Source organism: Flavobacterium ustbae (genome assembly GCF_003946915.1).
Classification (GTDB): Bacteria; Bacteroidota; Bacteroidia; order Flavobacteriales; family Flavobacteriaceae; genus Flavobacterium; species Flavobacterium ustbae.
In genome coordinates, this window is the sequence record NZ_RPOC01000001.1 from 744,273 (window position 1) to 763,658 (window position 19,386).

At 34.5% G+C, this 19,386-nt stretch carries 14 protein-coding genes; 4 read left to right on the forward strand and 10 right to left on the reverse strand.

All coding sequences use genetic code 11. The features are described 5' to 3' along the window. Positions 1 to 61: 61 nt before the first annotated feature. The 8 genes from EG814_RS03180 to EG814_RS03215 all read right to left on the reverse strand — a co-directional run bounded on the left by EG814_RS03180 (position 62) and on the right by EG814_RS03215 (position 10,995). Positions 62 to 1,144, reverse strand: coding sequence for a SusE domain-containing protein (locus EG814_RS03180; protein WP_125718805.1), 1,083 nt, complete (start codon positions 1,142 to 1,144; stop codon positions 62 to 64). A 13-nt stretch (positions 1,145 to 1,157) separates the two neighbouring features. Beyond that, on the reverse strand, positions 1,158 to 2,666 hold the full coding sequence (locus tag EG814_RS03185) for a RagB/SusD family nutrient uptake outer membrane protein (RefSeq protein ID WP_125718807.1): 1,509 nt from the start codon (positions 2,664 to 2,666) through the stop codon (positions 1,158 to 1,160). Between the two features lie 9 nt (positions 2,667 to 2,675). After that, entirely contained in the window at positions 2,676 to 5,876 is a 3,201-nt protein-coding gene (locus EG814_RS03190; RefSeq protein WP_235830898.1) for a TonB-dependent receptor, read from the reverse strand. 191 nt (positions 5,877 to 6,067) lie between these two features. Beyond that, positions 6,068 to 7,246: a FecR family protein gene (locus tag EG814_RS03195; protein ID WP_125718811.1), complete on the reverse strand. Its 1,179-nt coding sequence runs from the start codon at positions 7,244 to 7,246 to the stop codon at positions 6,068 to 6,070. A gap of 597 nt (positions 7,247 to 7,843) precedes the next feature. After that, positions 7,844 to 8,407 (reverse strand): RNA polymerase sigma-70 factor, encoded by a 564-nt coding sequence (locus tag EG814_RS03200; RefSeq protein ID WP_125718814.1) that lies wholly within the window; start codon positions 8,405 to 8,407, stop codon positions 7,844 to 7,846. A gap of 370 nt (positions 8,408 to 8,777) precedes the next feature. Further along, positions 8,778 to 9,434 (reverse strand): hypothetical protein, encoded by a 657-nt coding sequence (locus EG814_RS03205; RefSeq protein ID WP_008466087.1) that lies wholly within the window; start codon positions 9,432 to 9,434, stop codon positions 8,778 to 8,780. A 122-nt stretch (positions 9,435 to 9,556) separates the two neighbouring features. Next, entirely contained in the window at positions 9,557 to 9,928 is a 372-nt protein-coding gene (locus EG814_RS03210) for a YraN family protein (protein ID WP_125718816.1), read from the reverse strand. 167 nt (positions 9,929 to 10,095) lie between these two features. Continuing rightward, entirely contained in the window at positions 10,096 to 10,995 is a 900-nt protein-coding gene (locus tag EG814_RS03215; RefSeq protein ID WP_125718818.1) for a S66 peptidase family protein, read from the reverse strand. Between the two features lie 227 nt (positions 10,996 to 11,222). Here EG814_RS03215 and EG814_RS03220 point away from each other — a divergent pair, with 227 nt between their 5' ends. The 3 genes from EG814_RS03220 (at position 11,223) to EG814_RS03230 (ending at position 13,550) form a co-directional block, all read left to right on the forward strand. Next, complete coding sequence (locus tag EG814_RS03220; protein ID WP_125718820.1) at positions 11,223 to 12,323, forward strand: endonuclease/exonuclease/phosphatase family protein; 1,101 nt, start codon at positions 11,223 to 11,225, stop codon at positions 12,321 to 12,323. Positions 12,324 to 12,699: 376 nt separating this feature from the next. Further along, on the forward strand, positions 12,700 to 13,239 hold the full coding sequence (locus EG814_RS03225) for a 3-hydroxyanthranilate 3,4-dioxygenase (protein WP_125718822.1): 540 nt from the start codon (positions 12,700 to 12,702) through the stop codon (positions 13,237 to 13,239). Positions 13,240 to 13,370: 131 nt separating this feature from the next. Then, complete coding sequence (locus EG814_RS03230) at positions 13,371 to 13,550, forward strand: hypothetical protein (RefSeq protein ID WP_125718824.1); 180 nt, start codon at positions 13,371 to 13,373, stop codon at positions 13,548 to 13,550. A 47-nt stretch (positions 13,551 to 13,597) separates the two neighbouring features. On the opposite strand, the gene EG814_RS03235 is transcribed toward EG814_RS03230, so the two are convergent. Beyond that, on the reverse strand, positions 13,598 to 14,554 hold the full coding sequence (locus EG814_RS03235) for an MBL fold metallo-hydrolase (RefSeq protein ID WP_125718826.1): 957 nt from the start codon (positions 14,552 to 14,554) through the stop codon (positions 13,598 to 13,600). Between the two features lie 180 nt (positions 14,555 to 14,734). Between EG814_RS03235 and amaB the strand changes: the two genes are divergently transcribed. Next, positions 14,735 to 16,288 carry an L-piperidine-6-carboxylate dehydrogenase gene (gene amaB / locus EG814_RS03240; protein WP_125718828.1) on the forward strand — a complete coding sequence of 518 codons (1,554 nt, stop codon included), beginning with the start codon at positions 14,735 to 14,737 and terminating at the stop codon, positions 16,286 to 16,288. A gap of 65 nt (positions 16,289 to 16,353) precedes the next feature. On the opposite strand, the gene EG814_RS03245 is transcribed toward amaB, so the two are convergent. Then, positions 16,354 to 19,197, reverse strand: coding sequence for a pectate lyase family protein (locus EG814_RS03245; protein WP_125718830.1), 2,844 nt, complete (start codon positions 19,195 to 19,197; stop codon positions 16,354 to 16,356). Positions 19,198 to 19,386: the final 189 nt, after the last annotated feature.

Consider the following 19,386-nt stretch of genomic DNA (forward strand, 5'->3'; position numbering starts at 1 on the left):
AACCTGCCTTTCGAAGTAAAAAGACAGGTTAAACTCAAACCAAACTAAACTTAATTTTTATCTATTTTTTTGTGATGGTATAGGTTAAAGTTGGAGGATATCCAAGACTTGCAGGATCTACATCATTGATTTTCATTGTGATTTCATACGTGCCGCCTTCACCAATATAGTGAGCGCCTTGATCATCCAGATAGGCAATTCCGTCGGTTGCGTTTTTAGACCCATAATTGATCGTCCATTCATTATTCAATCTGAATTTCACATTTCCTGGAATTAAATCTGCTGTCACCTTCCAAGTTTTGGTTTGGTAATCATAATTCATAGGAGTACTCGTATTCCAGCTTCCAGAAGTAGCGTCACCAACAATTCCCCATGAATAAGGTGTAGCAGACCATTTTAAAGTATTAAGATTCACTTTTACTTGGAAAGATCCTTCGCCTGGAAGCGCAAAATCTTTAGTGCTCATATTTACCATGTCTGAGTTGTCGGCTCCCGCTCCATAAAATTGAGCCCAATTTCTTTCTGTGTTTAATTTAAATACTGGTCCGTAACCTGGAAGTACTGTAACATAACCCTGATAAACACCTTTTGCGATAGCGGGTAAAGAATTGGCAATGTCTACATTCCATTCGCCTTGATAAGCTCCTGGCATATAAATTTCGCCAAAAACAACACTTTTCTCATACGGAGTTACAGTCAAAGTAATTGGATTTGAAAAGATTTTACGATCCATAACCGCTTCTACGCGAACTACTAATTTGCCCTGAACATCAATCGGAAGCCCTAAATCGACAGCAATTTTATTTAATTCCTGACCTATGAATGTTTTGCTTAAAACATCTGCTCCAACTTCAATTCTTTTTGCTTTTCCCCATGCATTAGCACCGCTAGTATCTCCAATTAAATCAAATTGAACTGCATATGTTACAGGTGCGGCAATAGGAAAAGTTACTTCTGGCCAGGAAATCAGTAACACCTGATCGTCTGCAGTATCTTCGGTTAAAACTAAAGTACTTGATGAAACAGTAATTTCTGATGGAAAATTAACAGCCTTCAATGTCGTTAATTCTGCACCACTGTCGCAGGAGGCGTTCAGAAAAAGCGCGCTGCCTAATAAGAGTAATTTATTTATATATTTTTTCATGATCGTTTTTAGTTTAGTAACCTGGGTTTTGTTTTAATCCGCGATTTGCATTTAGAGCATTGGTTGGAATTGGAAACAACTTTCTGAAAGCAGGAGATGCAGGTCTAAATTCGTTTGCCAATAAAAATTTATCAAAGCGAATCATATCTTGTCTTCTGTGGCCTTCCCAGTTTAATTCGAATCCTCTTTCATTATAAATTTCATCAAGACTCGGATTATGATCTAAAGCGTTCAAACCCGCACGTTGCCTAATTTGATCTACAAATGGTTTTGCAGCAGCGGCATTTCCTAAACGAGCATGGCACTCTGCTATCATTAAAATAACATCTGCATATCTAAAGATTGGAAAATCGTTTGAAGCTCCACCGCCTGTTCTTGGTGTTGCGGGATAAAACTTAACATTACGAACTCCCGCTTGCGGATCTGCTCCCGGATTATCTAATGAAGCAACATCAAGCGTATAATTGAAACCTCCTGGCTGTTCTCCAAACAAAAACTGGTTTCTACGAATATCATTTTCCTCATATTTCAAGAAAAATTCTTTTGGAACAATGGTTCCATTCCATCCGCTGTAACCGAACAAAGCTTGTGCATGGGGTCCGTATAAACTGCGAACAGCGTAAACATTACGAGATACAATATCAAGAGTTGCAAAAATTGGAAGAATAGTTTCGTCATCTGGCAATACATCTCCAAATAATTCGTAGTATTTGCTTCCCAACGGATTTGATGCATCTGCAGCTCCAGAATGCAGCGTAAAACCGCCGTCTGCAACTTTGTTACAAGCTGCTAAAGCTTCGTTCCATTTTGGAGTTCCAGTGTAAACTTGAGCATTTAAATACACTTTTGCCAATAAAGTGTAACCTGCCCATTTATTGAATCTTCCATAATAATTTCCGCCTTTTGTTCCAGACAATAATTCGACATTTTCATTTAATTCTTTTACGATAAAATCGAAAATTTCCTTACGGCTCGATTGCGGAATTTTATCGACAGTTGTATTGTTATCTGTAAAAAAAGGAACATCGCCATAATCATCAATCAATAAATAATAAAAGAAAGCTCTTAAGGTTTTAGCTTCAGCTACTTTTGATGCATCGGCATTTGCTTTTTCTAATAAACTTACGGCCAAATTAGCGTTGTAAACCGCTTTGTATAACCAGTTCCATGTATTATCAATAATAAAATCTGTTGGAAGCCATTCGTGTTTGTGTAGTCTGGCAAAATCCTGCTGCCAATCTCCCGTATTTCTATGCGGAATAACTTGTTCGTCTGACGACATACAGTTCATATCGTACCAGCCGTTATCAGCGCCGGCGTAACCAACACCAGAAGCATTTTCTCTTACAAAATCTCCTGGAATTTGAGCATAAACGTTTGCAAGAGCAATATCTGCTCCTTCTGGGCTTCCGTAAAATTCGTCTGCAGGATATTTATCATACACGTTTTCGTTGATATCTGTACAACTAAAAAGTGTCAGGAAACAAACGCTTCCTGCTATAATTATATTTTTAATCTTCATGTCTTTTTACTATTTAAATTTTACAGTCAAACCAAACGCCACACTTCTTGTACGAGGATAAATTCCTCTATCACCACCAAAGCTGTCTCCGCTTCCGCTTACGTTCAATTCAGGATCAATTCCTGTGTAATCTGTAATCAGGAATAAATTGTTTCCTGTAAGCGAAAGTCTAATAGTATCAATATATTTATCTGTAAAACGGAAAGTATATCCCGCATTAAGATTTTCTAAACGAATAAAAGATCCATCTTCTAACCATAAATCAGATCCGTATGGAGATGTATAAATTCCTTCGTCTACGGCGCTTGCCAAAAGATTAGATTTACCAATGTTCTCCATTCTGCTTAAATTGGAACGAAGACCGTTGTAAATTTTATTGCCTCCAGATCCTCTTAATAAAAGCGAAGCATCAAAATTTTTGTATCGATAAGAAGGATTAAAAGCAAAAGTGTATGTTGGTAATGCAGAACCTGCATAATAACGGTCAGGACTTCTTGTACCTTGGTCGATTATACCGTTTCCGTCGCGATCCAAAACAGTTTCGACATTATTTTCATTTTTTCCAGTATGTTCAAGAATATAAAAAGCACCAATTGGTTTTCCTTTTACTAGATATGAGTTGTTAGTTCCCCAGCCAATGTAGTCTGCGTTTAAAGGAACACCGTTTATGCTTCCGTCCAGATTCAACACTTCGTTTTTCATGAAAGAAACGTTTCCTGCAATAGTTAGCGTGCTATTTGCATTTTTAATTACATCATAACCAAGAGCTACTTCGATACCTTTGTTAGAAATACTTCCAACATTTGCCATTACACTTTTGTGTGGAAAAGGAGGCTGAGGTACTACATAATTAAATAATAGATTTTCTGTCTTAGAAGTGTAAACATCTACAGTTCCTCTTAATCTGTTGTTTAAAAAAGCAAAATCAAGACCTAAATTGGTTTGTTTTTTGGTTTCCCATCTCAAATCTGCATTTGAATTTTGAACAACATTATAGTTTGTAATTAAATCCATTCCAGAATTAACTGTTCCAGAACGATCTACCAAAGAGATTGAGTTTTGAGGAAGTAAACCTTGCTGATTACCTGTAACACCATATCCTACACGAAGTTTTAACTCGTCAATATTCGAATTCTCCATAAAAGATTCTTTATTAATCTGCCAAGCCACAGAAGCCGAAGGGAAATCTCCCCATTTATAGTTGGCTCCAAAAACAGACGAACCATCACGACGAATACTTGCTGTAACTAAATAACGATCTAATAGAGAGTAGTTTAACCTTCCTAAAAAAGAAACCAAAGTTCTGTCGTTTTTGTATGAAAATAAATCGCCAGGTCTAACTTTTGACATATCACCAAATTGAAGCGCGTTGTAAGTTGTTTTATCATTTATAAAACCTCTTGCTTGTCCATAATTTCCTTGATAGCTTTGATTTTGCCATTCATACAATCCCAAAACATTGATATTGTGAATCCCAAATTCTCTTTTATAATTTAGACTAAAGTTGGTCAGTTTTTCATTTTGTCTTCGGTTCCAAATATTAGCAAAACCTTTTTGATCAATTGCAAAAGCTGCCGTTGATTCTACTGGCTGAAAATAACCTTCGGTCGAGTTTGTTTTTCTCCAGCTTCCGAACCAGTTTGCGGTTAAACCTTTTGCCAAATCTAAATCTGCTTTTAAACTTCCGAACAAATTATCATTTTGGGTTTCACTTGTTGTGGTTTCTGCAGCCGCATAAGGATTTAGGTATTGAAATACGTTTGGATCGGTAAAATAAGTTCCGTCAGTATTAAATACAGGATCGGTTGGACGCATTAGATATGTATTGGTAATCAAATTAGATTGAAAAGCAATTGATCCAATACTTTGAATAGTACTTGTTGTATTATTTACACCAGTATTTAAGTTAAAAGTCAATTTCAACTTATCATCAAGCGCCATTTGAGTTGCCTGAATGCGGCCAATATATTTTTGATTGCTAGAGTTAATTACAACTCCATCTTGCAAAATCGCAGTCAAAGAAGCTCTGTAATTGAATTTATCTGTTCCGCCGCCAAAAGATAAAGTATGGGTTTGTGTAATTCCTGTCTGAGTCAAAAGACCGTACCAGTCAGTGTCAGAACCATGATTGGCAGAAGCAGGAACACCAACACTTTGCGCGGCTGTCCACCATTCGTCTGCGCTTAGCATATCTAATTTTTTCGGAATAAAATCTAAAGCTGTAGAACCAACGTATTCCATAGTAGTCTTACCTGCTTTATTTTTTTTTGTTGTAATGATAAGTACACCAGGAGCACCACGAGAACCGTAAATTGCTGTTGCAGATGCATCTTTTAGAATATCATAACTTTCAATTTCACTTGGCGGAACTTGGTTTAATAAGTCCATATTTCCCTGAATTCCATCTACCACAACCAAAGGATCACTTCCTCCAATTAGAGAAGAAATTCCACGAATACGAACACTTGGGCCATAACCTGGCTCACTTCCTACTTGAGAGATATTAACACCGGCAGCTTTTCCAGCAATCAATTGCAAAGGGTTTACAATTGCTCCCTGATTCATATCTTTTGCAGCAATAGAAGAAACCGCTCCAGTTACATCTTTTTTGGCTGTAGTTCCATAACCGACTACAACAATTTCCTGTAAGTCAGTAGCGTCTGGAAGTAGCTGAATGTTTATAACAGCTTGATTAGCCGTTACTCTTTTTTCTTTATACCCCACAAAAGATACGATGATTACAGACTGGCTACTTTCTACAGTAAGTTTGTATTTACCATCGAAATCTGTAACCATTCCGTTTTTTGTTCCTTCTTCAATAACAGAAGCTCCAGGAAGTGGCAATCCGTTTTCGTCTGTAATAACTCCAGAAACGGTTTGTTTTTGAAATTCGATTACTTGAGTTTTAAGTTCTGGTTTTTTAAGGATAATCTGCGTGTCACGAATTTTAAATTCGGTTGGCGTTCCTTTAAAAATTTTATCTAAAACAACATATATAGACTGATCTTTTACAGAAATTGAAACCGTACGATCGAGGTCAATGTCGCTCAATTTGTAAATAAATCTAAAGTCAGTTTTTTGCTCAATGGTCTCAATAACCTTTTCGATTGTTGAATTGTTTAATTCCAAAGTAACTTTTGTCTTTTGTGCATAAGTACTTGCTTTGATATTAAACATGGCGACCAAAATAAGGAGTGTAGTTAATTTCAATTTCAGGTCTTTTTGGAACAATGAGTATAGAAACCCATTATTCTTAGATTTTTTTTTCATAATTTTGTTAATTGATTGTAGTTAATTCGTTATATTCAATCACTTAGTTAATCGGAAATTGTTCGCAGCTCTTTCCGATTTTTTTATTCCCGTAATGTTATTTCATCATATATTGTATTAGTTTTAGTTGGTTATTTAATTAGTATCTGATTGTTTTTTATTGTGTAATTAATGCCGTGAATGTCATTAAAATAACTCATTACATTTTCTATAGATTCTTCCTTAAAACTAGCGTTGAATTTCTCGTTTGCCAGCTTTTCATTTTTATTTATAATAGTAACATTGTAGCGTCTTTCTAGTTTGGTAATAATGTTTTTGAAAGTCATATTTCTGAAGGTCAATCCACCATTTATCCACGAAGTGTAAATATCTGTAATAACCGCTTTTGTCGAAATTGTAGCATTTTGTTTATTGAAACTACCTTTAAAGCCAGGTTTCAAAATCGTATTTTTTGAAGCATCAAAATCTTGTTTATAACCGTACATTCCTACAGAACCTTCAACCAATACCACATCTGTTGCGACATCTTCTGGGTAATTTGAAACGTTGAAATGTGTTCCTAGAACGCGAACATTCAATTCGTCTGCATTTACGATAAACGGATGTTTTTTGTCTTTTGCAACATCAAAAAAAGCTTCTCCTTCTAGAAATACTTGTCTGTTTTCTCCAGCAATAAACTTTACTGGATATTTTAAAGTTGTTCCAGAGTTTAAGTGCACAAAAGTGCCGTCAGACAATTGGAGACGAAATTTTTTACCGTAAGGAATCTTGATGGTATTGTAAATCAATTTTTCAGGATTAGCACTGTTTTCGTAAACCAATTTATCTCCATTTTGATTTCCAATAATATTTCCTTTAGCATCTTTTACCTGAGAAGAATTTTGCTCAGAAATAATTTGGGTTTCACCATTTTCTAATTGCAAAACAATTTCTGAACTTTTAAAATCGAATTTTTCTTCAACAGGTTTGTCTGCTATATTTTGTTTGTAGAAAAATCCAATTCCTAACAAAACAATTACAGAAGCCGCAATTGAAATATATTTTCTATAATTTGATTTTCTAGAAGGCATTTCAATTACCGTTTCTCGTTCTTTTGCTGTAGATAATATACTGTCAAAAATTGCACCGGCTTTCTGCTTATCCATTTTTGGCATTTCACTTAATAGATTTTGTACTTCTTCAACCGTTGGAAAATCTTCGGTTAAATTATTTTCACGACAATACGCAATAACCTGCTCGGTCTCTTCCGCATTACATTGATTTAAAATAAACTTTTCTAAAAGCGTTTTTATTTCAGAATTCGAATTCATTAAGAATGTTTTTTAAGGTCTCTGTTTCTATAATACAGTTGAAGAGGAAGTAAGTACTACTCAAACGTTGTAAATTTTTAAATTTTAACATTTGATTATTTTTTTAAAATCATAAGATGTTGATTTTTATTCGTTTACGAATATTAAAAAAACCTAAAAAATTTTTAAAGCGTAAATCTTTGACAGAGAAGAAGATAATTAATTTTTAGAATAGCAATATCAAACATAGCCCACGGTTTCAACCGTGGGAACGCAACGCAAATCACGCAATGTAAATCGTGCAATGTAAATCACGCAATGCAAATCACGCAAATCAATACTTTACCCACGGTTGAAACCGTGGGCTATGTTTGAATAAAAATTTACATTAGAAACATAACGTAATTGATTTTTGTCATTTCGACGAAGGAGACCCGAGCGATAGCGAACAGGCGTAGCAAATCTTCGTTAGAAGCTCAATAAAGATTGTAAAAGTATTACGGAGTTATTCGCGAATTTCTCCTTCGTCGAATGGCAAAATAGAGCGATATAATTAAAATTTAAAAACAAAAAAATCACTCCGAAGAGTGATTTTTAAGGGCATTATTGTGGTTTTGGTTAGATAATTTCATCGTGAAGCTGAAAAAAGCCGCGCATCGATTCGAGCGCTTTACTCATTTGGTTCCGGACCGTGTTTATTGAGATTCCGAGTTCCATACTTATTTCTTCATAACTCATTCCTTTTTTCCGTGACATTTTAAAAATCTGCCGTCGCTTAGGAGGGAGTTGTTTTATTGCTTGCTTTTGGAGTTTTTTGCAATCGGCTTCCCGAATAGCATAATCTCCATATTCATGTGATTTTTGACTTTCATAAAAAACAGCTTCTTTTAAAATAACTTCATTTGCTGCTTTATTCAAGACATTAAAAGCTTGATTTCGTGCGATAGTAAAAATATAGGCCTTAAAAGATTGTTCTATATCTAAACTTTCGCGGTTAATCCAAACCTTCATAAAAACATCCTGCACATTTTCTTCCGCTGCCTCTTTTGATTTTAAAAGACTAATGCTGTATCCATAAATGTCTTGATGATACAAATCAAAAAGTTGACGAAAAGCTTTCTCGTTTCCATTTTTGAGTTCACTCACCAATAATTTTTCACTATGGTTTGCTGCTTCTAACAATTTAATTCGCTTTATTTAATTCTAATGGTATTAAACTATCAAAATAAGAGGTCTGTCATTTAATGAATGGCAAATATATAAAAATATTATTCGCAACAAATTATATATAAAAAAACTTAATTCGGATTTTTTGTTAGTTTTTTGTAATGATGATATAAAAAACCTTGGCAAGTGGCTTTTTGCAAGTAAGTGTCAAATAGACGCTTTTGCGAAATAAATTTTAATTTAGAATTTGTCTTTTGAGAATATTCTTATTTGATAATAATTGAATTGGGATTTGGTAACAAAAAAATCCTTTCATCTTTTAATTTTAAAGACAAAAGGATTGTTACTAGAAGAATCAAAATCGATTCGTAAACTTATTTTTTATTTAGTTTTTAAGATCTTTAATTACTTTGAAAGCAACATCAACCTGATCTTCTCCAACTAAAATAGTAAATTCATTTGAAGTCGAAATTACCTCATTAATAATAATTCCTTCCCAAGCCAAACGTTGGAAAATGAAATAGTAGATACCAGGAACTACGATGTTTTCTTTTGGTAATTTTACAGTAATAGAAGCTAAATTATCTAATTTCTGGATTAATTTTTCTCTCATAAAGTGTTTTTCAACTAAATGATTTACACTGCTGCTGACAACGATGTTGGTTTCGTTTACGCCACGAGATGAGGTATAAAAAATATCAGATAAAGCATTAATGTCTGAGATTAAATCTGCCTGTTTGTTTAAAACAGTTTCAGATGCTGCAAAAGTGTAATCTGTAAGTTCTGAACGAACCGTTATTTCACCAATATTTTTTATTACTTTATTAATTTTATGATTTAATTTAAAATCCAGTTCTTCCGTCAGTCGTTTTAAAGACATTACAACAGCGCCTTGTTTTACTTCTTTTCCAAATTCACTTTCTAATTCGGTCATAATATTTCGCGAAAGTGAAGTTAGATTAATAATTCCGAGCGACAGGGCATTTAATAAAAATGGTTTTGTTTTAATGTAGTTTTCTACAATAGAAGAAACAGTTTTCATAATTCTTTTTTTTTTTTTGGTAACAGTTGAGTTGGTAGTTAATTTAACATTGCGATGTTATAATTCTTTGCAAATATAAATAAAAAAACAAATTGTTACAATTATAACAATAAAAAATTATGTTAAAAGTGATAAAAAGCGTCGGTAAGATGTTCAATTGCAAATGATTCACCATTTTTATGGATCGCAACGATATCAAAACGAACTTCAATATCTTTCTCAAAATCCTTTTCCCTATCGTTTATGTAGGCATTTACTGCTTTAATCAGTAATTGAATCTTTTTTGGTTTTACAAAATCTTGTGGAGAACCAAAATCCAAACTCGAACGTGTTTTAACTTCAACGATGGCTAAAACAGTATCTTTTTTTGCAATTATATCTATTTCTGCTTTTTGAAATTCCCAGTTTCGTTCCAGAATCTGATATCCGTTTTGTTCAAGATTTGCTGCAGCCAGATCTTCTCCCAATTTTCCTAAATCATTATGCTCTGCCATGTTTTTTTGTTTTAAGTTTCAGGTTTCAGGTTTTTGAAGCTTAATAAGTTTAATATTTTTTGCATGCAAAGACGCGAAGGCACAAAGTCTATTTAAACTTTTGCGACTTCGCGTCTTTGCGAGATTTATGTGGTATTTTTAAACTTCTTAAAAAGAAATAAGGGCGATTATCTTTTAAAAGTAACTGTGCTTCCGGTAGCGGTAACTTCTATAGAAACGGTATTTCCCATAATTAAAGCTCTATTATCTCTAATGTGCCCGGCTGGGAAATTGAAAATAACTGGAATATTATATTTTTTGGTTACATCATCAATAATTTCCAAAGCATTTTTCCCCCACGGTACTTCATTGTCTTTCATGCTTGTCATTCCACCAATGATAATTCCTTTTAAATTTTCGATACAGCCGTTGCGTTTTAGATTCATCATCATACGATCAATATGATACAAGTATTCATCTAAATCTTCGATAAATAAAATTTTATCCTTGCAGTCAATAGCCGATGGAGATCCTAATAAACTATATAAGATAGATAAATTTCCGCCTACTAATTCGCCCGCCGCACTTCCCAAACGATTCATAGGAGTTGGGCTGATAGAGTAGGAAATAGGTTCATTAAACAGAGCTGCGTGTAAAGAACTCACTGCATCTGGAGTAGCTCTTGGAACCGTAACCGGCATAATTCCGTGAATAGATTTATAACCCATCGTATTCAAATGATTATGCAAAACTGTGACATCGCTAAAACCAATAACCCATTTTGGATGCTGTTTGAATTTAGTAAAATCTAATAAGTCTAACATTCTAACCGTTCCATATCCGCCGCGAACACACCAAATGGCTTTAATATTTGGGTTGTCCAATTGCTTTTGAAAATCGGCCGCTCGTTGCTCATCTGTTCCAGCCAATTGATGGTAATCTAAGCCAATTGTCGATCCTATTACAGCTTCTAGACCCCAGCTATGCAATAAATCTATGGTTGGTTTTAGATTGTCATCAATATTTTTTCTCGCTGTTGCTAAAAGCGCTACAGTATCTCCTTTTTGTAAATAAGGCGGTGTTATCATGTTTTGTTGAGATTGACAGTTGAATGATTGTAAAGCAAAAATAAGAAATGCGAATTGATAAATAATAGACGGTTTCTTAATGTTTAAAAGGTTTTTCATGGTCATCATTTGCTTCTTTCATTTATATGAAAAAACAAATATAGAAATTTTAGATTTTAAATATATTTGAATTTTCTTACAATTAATTAAAAAAGAGTAATATTGAATGTTTTTTAAATACTAAATATATGCACTTTTTTAGAAGCTATTTTTTATTACTAATTCTTTTTTCATTTCAAACGCAATCGCAATCCAAAAAGTATAAAATACATACCGTTGCTTTTTACAATTTCGAAAATCTTTACGATACTGAAGATGACATTTTTACAAACGATGATGAATGGACTCCAAACGGAGCGCAGCACTGGACAAAAGAAAAATATCAGCAGAAATTGAAAAACCTAGCGAAAGTGATTTCTGAAATTGGAACACCAGAAAATTTAAATTCGCCAACTTTAATTGGAGGAGCAGAAATAGAAAATCGCAATGTTTTAGAAGATTTAATAAAAGAGCCGAAACTCTTGCCACTGGATTTAGGAATTATTCATTTCGATTCGCCAGACAAACGAGGTATCGATGTGGCTTTGCTTTATCAGAAAAAGTATTTCCGGCCGACTTCTTATTCGAATATTCCATTAATTATTTATAAAAAAGAAATTCCTAAAAGAGAAGAACAGATTGAAGTTTTAGATGATGAAATTGAGGTTAAAAGGGAAAATAAAAATCGTGTTTTTACGAGAGATCAGCTTTTGGTTTCAGGATTTTTGGAAGATGAAGAAATACATATCATTGTCAATCACTGGCCGTCGAGATCGGGCGGGGAAAAAGCAACAAGTCAGTTTCGTGAAGCAGCAGGAAAATTGAACCGAAAAATTATCGACTCTCTACAACAGATTAATCCGCAAGCCAAAATATTGACAATGGGAGATTTTAATGATGGACCATTAAACAATAGTATAAAGTTTGGATTAGGAGCAAAAGGTGTAAAAACTGAAGTAGGAGAATTTGGAGTTTTTAATCCATTTGAAGAACTTCAAAATAAAGGATTAGGAACGATTGCTTATCGTGATTCTTGGAATATTTTTGATCAAATTATCATGACAAAATCCTTAATCGAATCTGATTTTTCGACTTATAATTTTTGGAAAGCCGGTATTTTCAGCAAACCTTATCTTATTCAGAATTCGGGACAATATAAAGGTTATCCGCTACGAAATTCCTTGTCAGAAGCAGGATTTAGTGATCACTTTCCCGTTTATATTTATTTGATAAAAGAAGTTGCAAAGTAGAGACGCACCGTAGTGCGTCTAACATCTCGTTTTAAAACCCTAAAAATTTTTCTGCCACGAATTACACGAATTGCTCGAATTTTTTCAGCCACAGATTAAAAAGATTTTTAGGATTTTTTCAGCCAGAATGAATTAGTGTAATTAGTGAAATTCGTGGCAAACTAAAAAAATCATTTTAATTCATTTAATCTGTGGCAAAAAAACTCATTTTATTTTCTTCAAAACTTCTTTTGCAACGGCTTTATAAGCAGCATAATGATCAGAGTAATCTTTTTCGATTATGGTTTTTAAATGTTTATTCGGAATCTAAAGACGCACTGCAGTGCGTCTTTACAAATTTACTAACTTTAGCTTTTCATAATTTAGTATTTACAAAATGGCTATAGCAAAACCTTTTAACCTGACTCAATGGATTGACGAAAATCGTCATTTACTGAAACCGCCTGTTGGAAATAAAAATCTGTATGTAGATTCTGGAGATTATATTGTAATGATTGTGGCTGGACCAAATGCCAGAAAAGATTATCATTATAACGAAACAGAAGAGCTTTTTTATCAACTCGAAGGAAACATTAAAGTAGTGATTCAGGAAGATGGACAGCGTAAAGAAATGGAATTAAATGCGGGCGATATGTATTTGCATCCAGCCAAAGTGCCTCATTCTCCTGTTCGTTCAGAAGGTTCTATTGGGCTTGTAATTGAAAGAAAGCGCGCTGGTCAAGGTTTTACTGATGGCTTGCTTTGGCACTGTGACAACTGCAATCATAAATTGTACGAAGTGTATTTTGAACTTCATAATATAGAGAAAGATTTTCTTCCTCACTTTGAGCATTTTTACAATTCAGAAGAATTAAGAACGTGCGATAATTGCGGGACTGTTATGGAAAGTGATCCGAGATTTGTGGCGAAGAAATAATTAAATAATAAAGATTAGAAGCTATTTCCTGCTGTCCGCTATATCTTTTGTGGCGAACCCCGCCACAAAAGGATGCCGCTCCCATCAGGGCTATGACACCTACTTTTTAGAATTGTTAAACAGATATAAATATGAAAAATGATAAAGAATTAAATGTTTCACCTTCACTTAGCGAAGAAGAAAAATTTATTTTAGAATTAAAAGCTGATATCAAGCAAGCAAAAGAAGAGTATTTAGCTGGCGATTTTATTACTCATGAAGAAATGCTAATTGAATTAGAGAAAAACGGAATTTTAAAAAGAAAGGATTAAAATATTAATTTTAATCCTTTAATCAGTGAAATCTGTGGCGTAATAATTTACAACTCCAATTTTTTCCCCTGTTCCGGATAAATAATCTGCACTCCTAAATCATTTTGATTTTTTAACTGCTCTTTAATTTTTACAATATTCTTCGCAGGAGGTTTTAAATGCGTGATGATAATTTTGAAGTTTTTCAAAGAACCTTTTCCTGCCAAATCTTCTAGAACATGAAGTTCTTTCATTAAATAATTTGGAGTTAAATGCCCAAATAAAAATTTGTCCGGTTGCTCATTTGGAAAAGAAACTTCAATAAAAATGCCTTTCAATTGTTTTTGCTTAACCAATGGAGCAACAGCTGTCCATAGATCACGAAGATTATTGCTTTTTTCGACTTCGTCAGGGCCCGTGTCTCCTAAATATAATGCATAATCAGTATTGCTTCTAATTAAAAAAGCAGTACTTTCAAACGGATTAACATGACTTAACGGAAATGCCTTAACCGTCATTTTAGCATTCGTTAATAGAGTTTCTACGCCTAAATTCAAAGTTTGAAAATGGTATTTTCTTAAAGGAAAACCAGGTCCCGCATCTCCAAAATTTGCCCAAGTTTGATCGTTAAAATAATGGTTTTCCATCATTTCCATACATTTATTTGTTGCATAAACGGTTTTCGAAGAATCAGCAGGCGAATTGATAATTAAACCAGAAACGTGATCCAAATGTGCGTGCGAAATCAAATATCCTTTAATGTATTTGCGTAAAACTTCACTTGTAGAAACTTTAAAAGTTTTCTTTTCAATAGCTTTTTCAATTCCAGCATTTACGGTTCCGGCGTCAAGACAGATATAATCGTTAGTATTTGAAGGAGCGATTAAATAAGCGGAAAGATTTTTTTCGTCAATACCGCCCATTACTCCCAAAGGAACTACAGAAAAAGAACTATTTTCTTTTTGAGAAAACATAGGAGCTGAAACTAAAAGAAAGCAAACAAGAAGCCTACTGAAATGGGTCATATTTTTAATTTTAAGTAATGCAAATTTCATTAAATAAATCCAATTATGAGGTTTCGTTTCTGTAAATACTATAAAATAAACTTAAATTTACGTTGATTTATGAATTAACTTCAATCGGAAATTAATTCTAAAAGAATATCTTTACATAAAAATATAACAATTTTAACCAAAAAAGTTACAATGACAACAATAGCATCGCAATTTGGAATGAAGGAAGCTCTTGAAAAATTGGGCATCAAGACAATAAATGAAGGAACATCAACAGGAACTAACAATTTTTCTTCTGGAGAAATTTTAGAGAGTTATTCGCCAGTTGACGGAAAATTAATTGCTTCGGTAAAAATGTCAACTGCAGAAGATTATGAAAAAGCAATTCAAACAGCGGCAGAAGCGTTTAAGACTTTTAGATTGATTCCGGCGCCGCAGCGTGGTGAAATTGTACGTCAGTTTGGAGAAAAATTGAGACAAAATAAAGAAGCTCTAGGCAAATTGGTTTCTTACGAAATGGGGAAATCATTGCAAGAAGGTTTTGGAGAAGTTCAGGAAATGATTGATATCTGTGACTTCGCAGTTGGTTTATCTCGTCAGCTTCACGGATTAACGATGCATTCTGAGAGACCAGGTCATCGCATGTATGAGCAATACCATCCATTAGGAATTGTTGGAATTATTTCGGCATTCAATTTCCCAGTTGCGGTTTGGTCTTGGAACACTGCTTTAGCTTGGATTGCTGGTGATGTCTGTGTTTGGAAACCTTCTGAAAAAACACCTCTTTGTGGTATTGCCTGCCAAAATATTATCGCTCAGGTTATTAAAGAAAACAATCTTCCAGAAGGAATTTCGTGTTTAATAAATGGCGATTATAAAATAGGAGAGTTGTTGACTGCAGATGCTCGTATTCCACTTATTTCTGCTACGGGTTCAACCCGAATGGGGAAAATTGTAGCGCAGACTGTTGCAGGAAGACTAGGTAAATCATTATTAGAATTAGGAGGAAATAATGCCATAATTGTTACTCCAGATGCAGATATAAAAATGACGGTTATTGGAGCTGTTTTTGGAGCGGTTGGAACTGCTGGACAGCGTTGTACTTCAACTCGAAGACTGATTATTCACGAAAGCATTTATGATAAAGTAAAAGACGCTTTGGTTGCAGCTTACAAGCAACTTCGAATCGGAAATCCGCTTGACGAAAATAATCATGTTGGACCGCTTATCGACACACATGCTGTTGAAATGTATGCTGCAGCTTTGAATAAAGTTGTGACTGAAGGTGGAAAAATTCTAGTAGAAGGCGGAGTGCTTTCTGGTCAAGGTTATGAAAGTGGCTGTTACGTAAAACCAGCTATTGCAGAAGCTGAAAATTCATTTGAAATTGTACAGCACGAAACATTTGCACCCGTTTTATATTTAATTAAATATGCTGGCGAAGTAGAAAATGCCATCGAAATTCAAAACGGTGTTGCGCAAGGACTATCTTCAGCAATTATGACGAACAATCTGCGTGAAGCCGAAAGATTTTTATCGGCAACTGGTTCTGACTGTGGAATTGCAAACGTAAATATCGGAACTTCTGGAGCCGAAATTGGAGGTGCTTTTGGAGGAGAAAAAGAAACTGGTGGAGGACGCGAATCAGGTTCTGATGCTTGGAAAATTTATATGCGTCGTCAAACCAATACAATTAATTATACAACAAATCTTCCGCTAGCGCAGGGAATTAAATTTGATTTGTAATTATATAAATATCTGAAATAAGAAAGGCTTCCAAATTTGGAAGCCTTTTTAAGTTAAGTTTAGATTTACTTTTTTATAAGAGTTTGATTAAATGATCCGTCGACAGTATAAATTTTTGCCAGATAAGTTCCAGGAATTAAACCGCTTGTATCAATACTTTGAGAATTACCAGAATTAACCACTAGATTTCCAGAAATATTGTAAATAAGTACTTTCTGCACTTTTTGTTCCGGATCTGATAAATATAAAGTGCTTGTAACAGGATTCGGATACAAAATTATTTTTGCTGATTCTATAGTTGAGCTCTCGTCTACTACTGCCATTCTTAAAGTAGTTCCGCTGTAAACCGTGCTGATATAGAATAAATTAGCAACTGAACCTTTGGTTATAGTATGAGAACCAGCCGCAATTGATGCCGTTACAATACCGGCAGATGCTGTATAAGAAACATTATCTACTTTAATAGTTCCTGTAAAACTAGAATCGAAAACCAAAGTTAAAGTAGATGCACTTGTTGTTGTGTATGTTATAGAGGTACTAGATTCAATTTTTAATCGTTGTGTTAGCGTTAAGCCATTATAAGTTACAGAACCAGGAGTCGAATTCATATTTCCTGTAATAGAGTAGAATGTGCTTGTTTTTCCAGAAGCTGTAAAATTATGATTTTCAGAACCGCCAGTAGAACCCGTTGTAACGGTTATTGTTCCTGATGCAGTTACTGGAGTTCCTGCACTTCCAGAAGTAGTTACAGAATAAGATACATTTGCAGTTGGAGTTCCTGTAATCGTGATAGTTTTTGCCGATGTATTTTTTACGAAAGATAATCCAGAAGCTGGTAATCCTGTAACAGTTGCATCGGTAGCATTTCCGCCCCAAGTAAATACAATAGAAGCAATAGCAGTTCCAGAAGAAACAGTTTGGCTATTGTTGCCAGTAGAAGTTAAGGTTTGGTTTCCTGCAGCAGTTACGGTTACAGTTCCTGAACTAGTGGCTGGGGAACCACTAGTTCCAGAAGTTGCAATGGAATACGAAACTGTTGCAGTTGGCGTACCCGAAATAGTGATAGTTTTTGCTGAAGTATTTTTTACAAAAGATAATCCAGAAGCTGGTAATCCCGTTACAGTTGCATCAGTTGCGTCACCGCCCCATGTAAATACAATCGAAGAGATAGCAGTTCCGCTTGCAACAGTTTGATTGTTGTTGGATGCAGATGTCAGCGTTAAAGTTTGTCTGCTTGAAGGTGGATTTCCTTCGCCTTGTACAGCAACTAGAGTTCCTGTATAGTTAGTAAGAGCTGATTTTAATGCTGTAATAACCAAAGAAGAAGTGTCGTCTGTTGCATTATTGAAAGTCCATTTCAAATCTCCTCCAGTAATACGTCCTGCATATTGAGTAGTTTTAGTTTTTGCTGCAGCAGGACTGTCAATTACTAAATTTTTCACATATAAATTAGCATCTGTATCAAAGTTATTATATGTATTTGCACCTGATTTCGATTTTACAGAACTGCTTACCACTTCTCCTCTTGTTGTCGCTACGTAAGCATCAAAATCTGTTGTAGAGCTTATCTTTCCTGAAATATTGTATAATGGATTTGGATCATTATAAGCTACAAAACGCATATTGTTTGTTCCGTTAGAAGCGTCAAAAGTGTTGTTAAAAGCTTTGATGCTTCCACCAGCCTCGCCAGAAAATGTTCCCATTGTTCCTGCATTATTCACTTGATTCGCTTCGTCCCAAATATCAGTACCTTGTAGTGAAGTTAACATTGGGTGTTTGCTATTTCTATAATAATTTCCTTCAACAAAAAGTGAAGATCCTAAAGTTGAACCTGCTCCATATTTAGAAACTCCATCATAATAATTATTGTAAATATGTGCTGAATAATATCGTACGCGAGGATGACGAGAATCAGAATGATCAAACCAGTTATGGTGATATGTGATGTACAATCCTGAAGTTGTTCCTTCGCTCAAACCTAAAAGACTTGCTTTTCCATTATCCCAAAAATGATTATAAGACAATGTGATATAAGTCGAAGTTTTATTGTCTAATGCTCCGTCGCCTTTTATTTGATCGGCGTCGCTTCCCGCATTTCCATAAAATAAATCGCAGTTATGAACCCAAACGTGATCGTTGTTTTGCTGCATTCCTACGTTATCTCCTGCAGTACTGTTACAGTTCATGAATCCAAGATTGTTTACTTCTATATTTGAAGCCGATTTCAATCTAATGCCCCAACCATTTGCAACGGCATCATCTCCAATACCTTCAAAGGTAACATAACTTGAAGCATTGTTTGCGTTTTCGATCACAACATCACCGCCTTCCATAACGGTCATATCAGTGATATTTCCAATCAAACGAATAATAAACGGACGCGTATCTTTTCCTTTTTTAATGGCATACAAAATATTTTGTAAACCAATGCAAGGATTGGAACTTGCCCCTGTAATATTCATCGAAATGGTGTTTTTGGTATTTTGTGTAATGTAAAGAATTACAGCATTATCTTTTGGAGTTCCGTCTGCTTTGTATCCTCCAGGAACACGGCCACCTTCAAAAGCAAAGCCATTTCTGTCGTGTGCTGCTACGGTTAAGCTTCCTGTTGTGGTTCCAGTCCCTTCATTGCCATTGATTACAGGCTTTACTTTTACAGTATAAGATCCTGCTTTTAACCCAGGTATATCAGCACGAAAATAAGAACCGTAACTTCTAATAAGCTGGTCATCTATTTTCTTGTCTGTAAATCCGTTACCAGTGTAGTAAACATTGTAGGTTTGGGCACCGCTGACTGGCTGCCATTTAATAAAAGCAGATTCCAGCCATCCAGAAGCTTCATTAATCGTTTGGGCCCATAACTGAGCTGTCATAAGAAAGACAGCTACGAAAAGTAGGTTTTTTTTCATAGTGTTTGTTTAAGATAGTTAATAAAATAAGTAAGTGGTTTTTACTTTCGACTGCAAGTGGTTTAATTGTAATCGATTACACAAAATTATATATTAATTTTTAATATCGCATTTTTTTTATCTGAAAAAAGAATATAATTAAAATATAAAGTTATTTAATTGTTAAAAATGTAATTAATTGCACTAATT

Bases quoted from the DNA above. Each gene is read 5' to 3' on its own strand.
- EG814_RS03180 (WP_125718805.1), bottom strand. From the start codon at position 1,144: ATGAAAAAATATATAAATAAATTACTCTTATTAGGCAGCGCGCTTTTT.
- EG814_RS03185 (WP_125718807.1), bottom strand. From the start codon at position 2,666: ATGAAGATTAAAAATATAATTATAGCAGGAAGCGTTTGTTTCCTGACA.
- EG814_RS03195 (WP_125718811.1), bottom strand. From the start codon at position 7,246: ATGAATTCGAATTCTGAAATAAAAACGCTTTTAGAAAAGTTTATTTTA.
- EG814_RS03205 (WP_008466087.1), bottom strand. From the start codon at position 9,434: ATGAAAACTGTTTCTTCTATTGTAGAAAACTACATTAAAACAAAACCA.
- EG814_RS03210 (WP_125718816.1), bottom strand. From the start codon at position 9,928: ATGGCAGAGCATAATGATTTAGGAAAATTGGGAGAAGATCTGGCTGCA.
- EG814_RS03215 (WP_125718818.1), bottom strand. From the start codon at position 10,995: ATGATAACACCGCCTTATTTACAAAAAGGAGATACTGTAGCGCTTTTA.
- EG814_RS03220 (WP_125718820.1), top strand. From the start codon at position 11,223: ATGCACTTTTTTAGAAGCTATTTTTTATTACTAATTCTTTTTTCATTT.
- EG814_RS03225 (WP_125718822.1), top strand. From the start codon at position 12,700: ATGGCTATAGCAAAACCTTTTAACCTGACTCAATGGATTGACGAAAAT.
- EG814_RS03230 (WP_125718824.1), top strand. From the start codon at position 13,371: ATGAAAAATGATAAAGAATTAAATGTTTCACCTTCACTTAGCGAAGAA.
- EG814_RS03235 (WP_125718826.1), bottom strand. From the start codon at position 14,554: ATGACCCATTTCAGTAGGCTTCTTGTTTGCTTTCTTTTAGTTTCAGCT.
- amaB (WP_125718828.1), top strand. From the start codon at position 14,735: ATGACAACAATAGCATCGCAATTTGGAATGAAGGAAGCTCTTGAAAAA.
- EG814_RS03245 (WP_125718830.1), bottom strand. From the start codon at position 19,197: ATGAAAAAAAACCTACTTTTCGTAGCTGTCTTTCTTATGACAGCTCAG.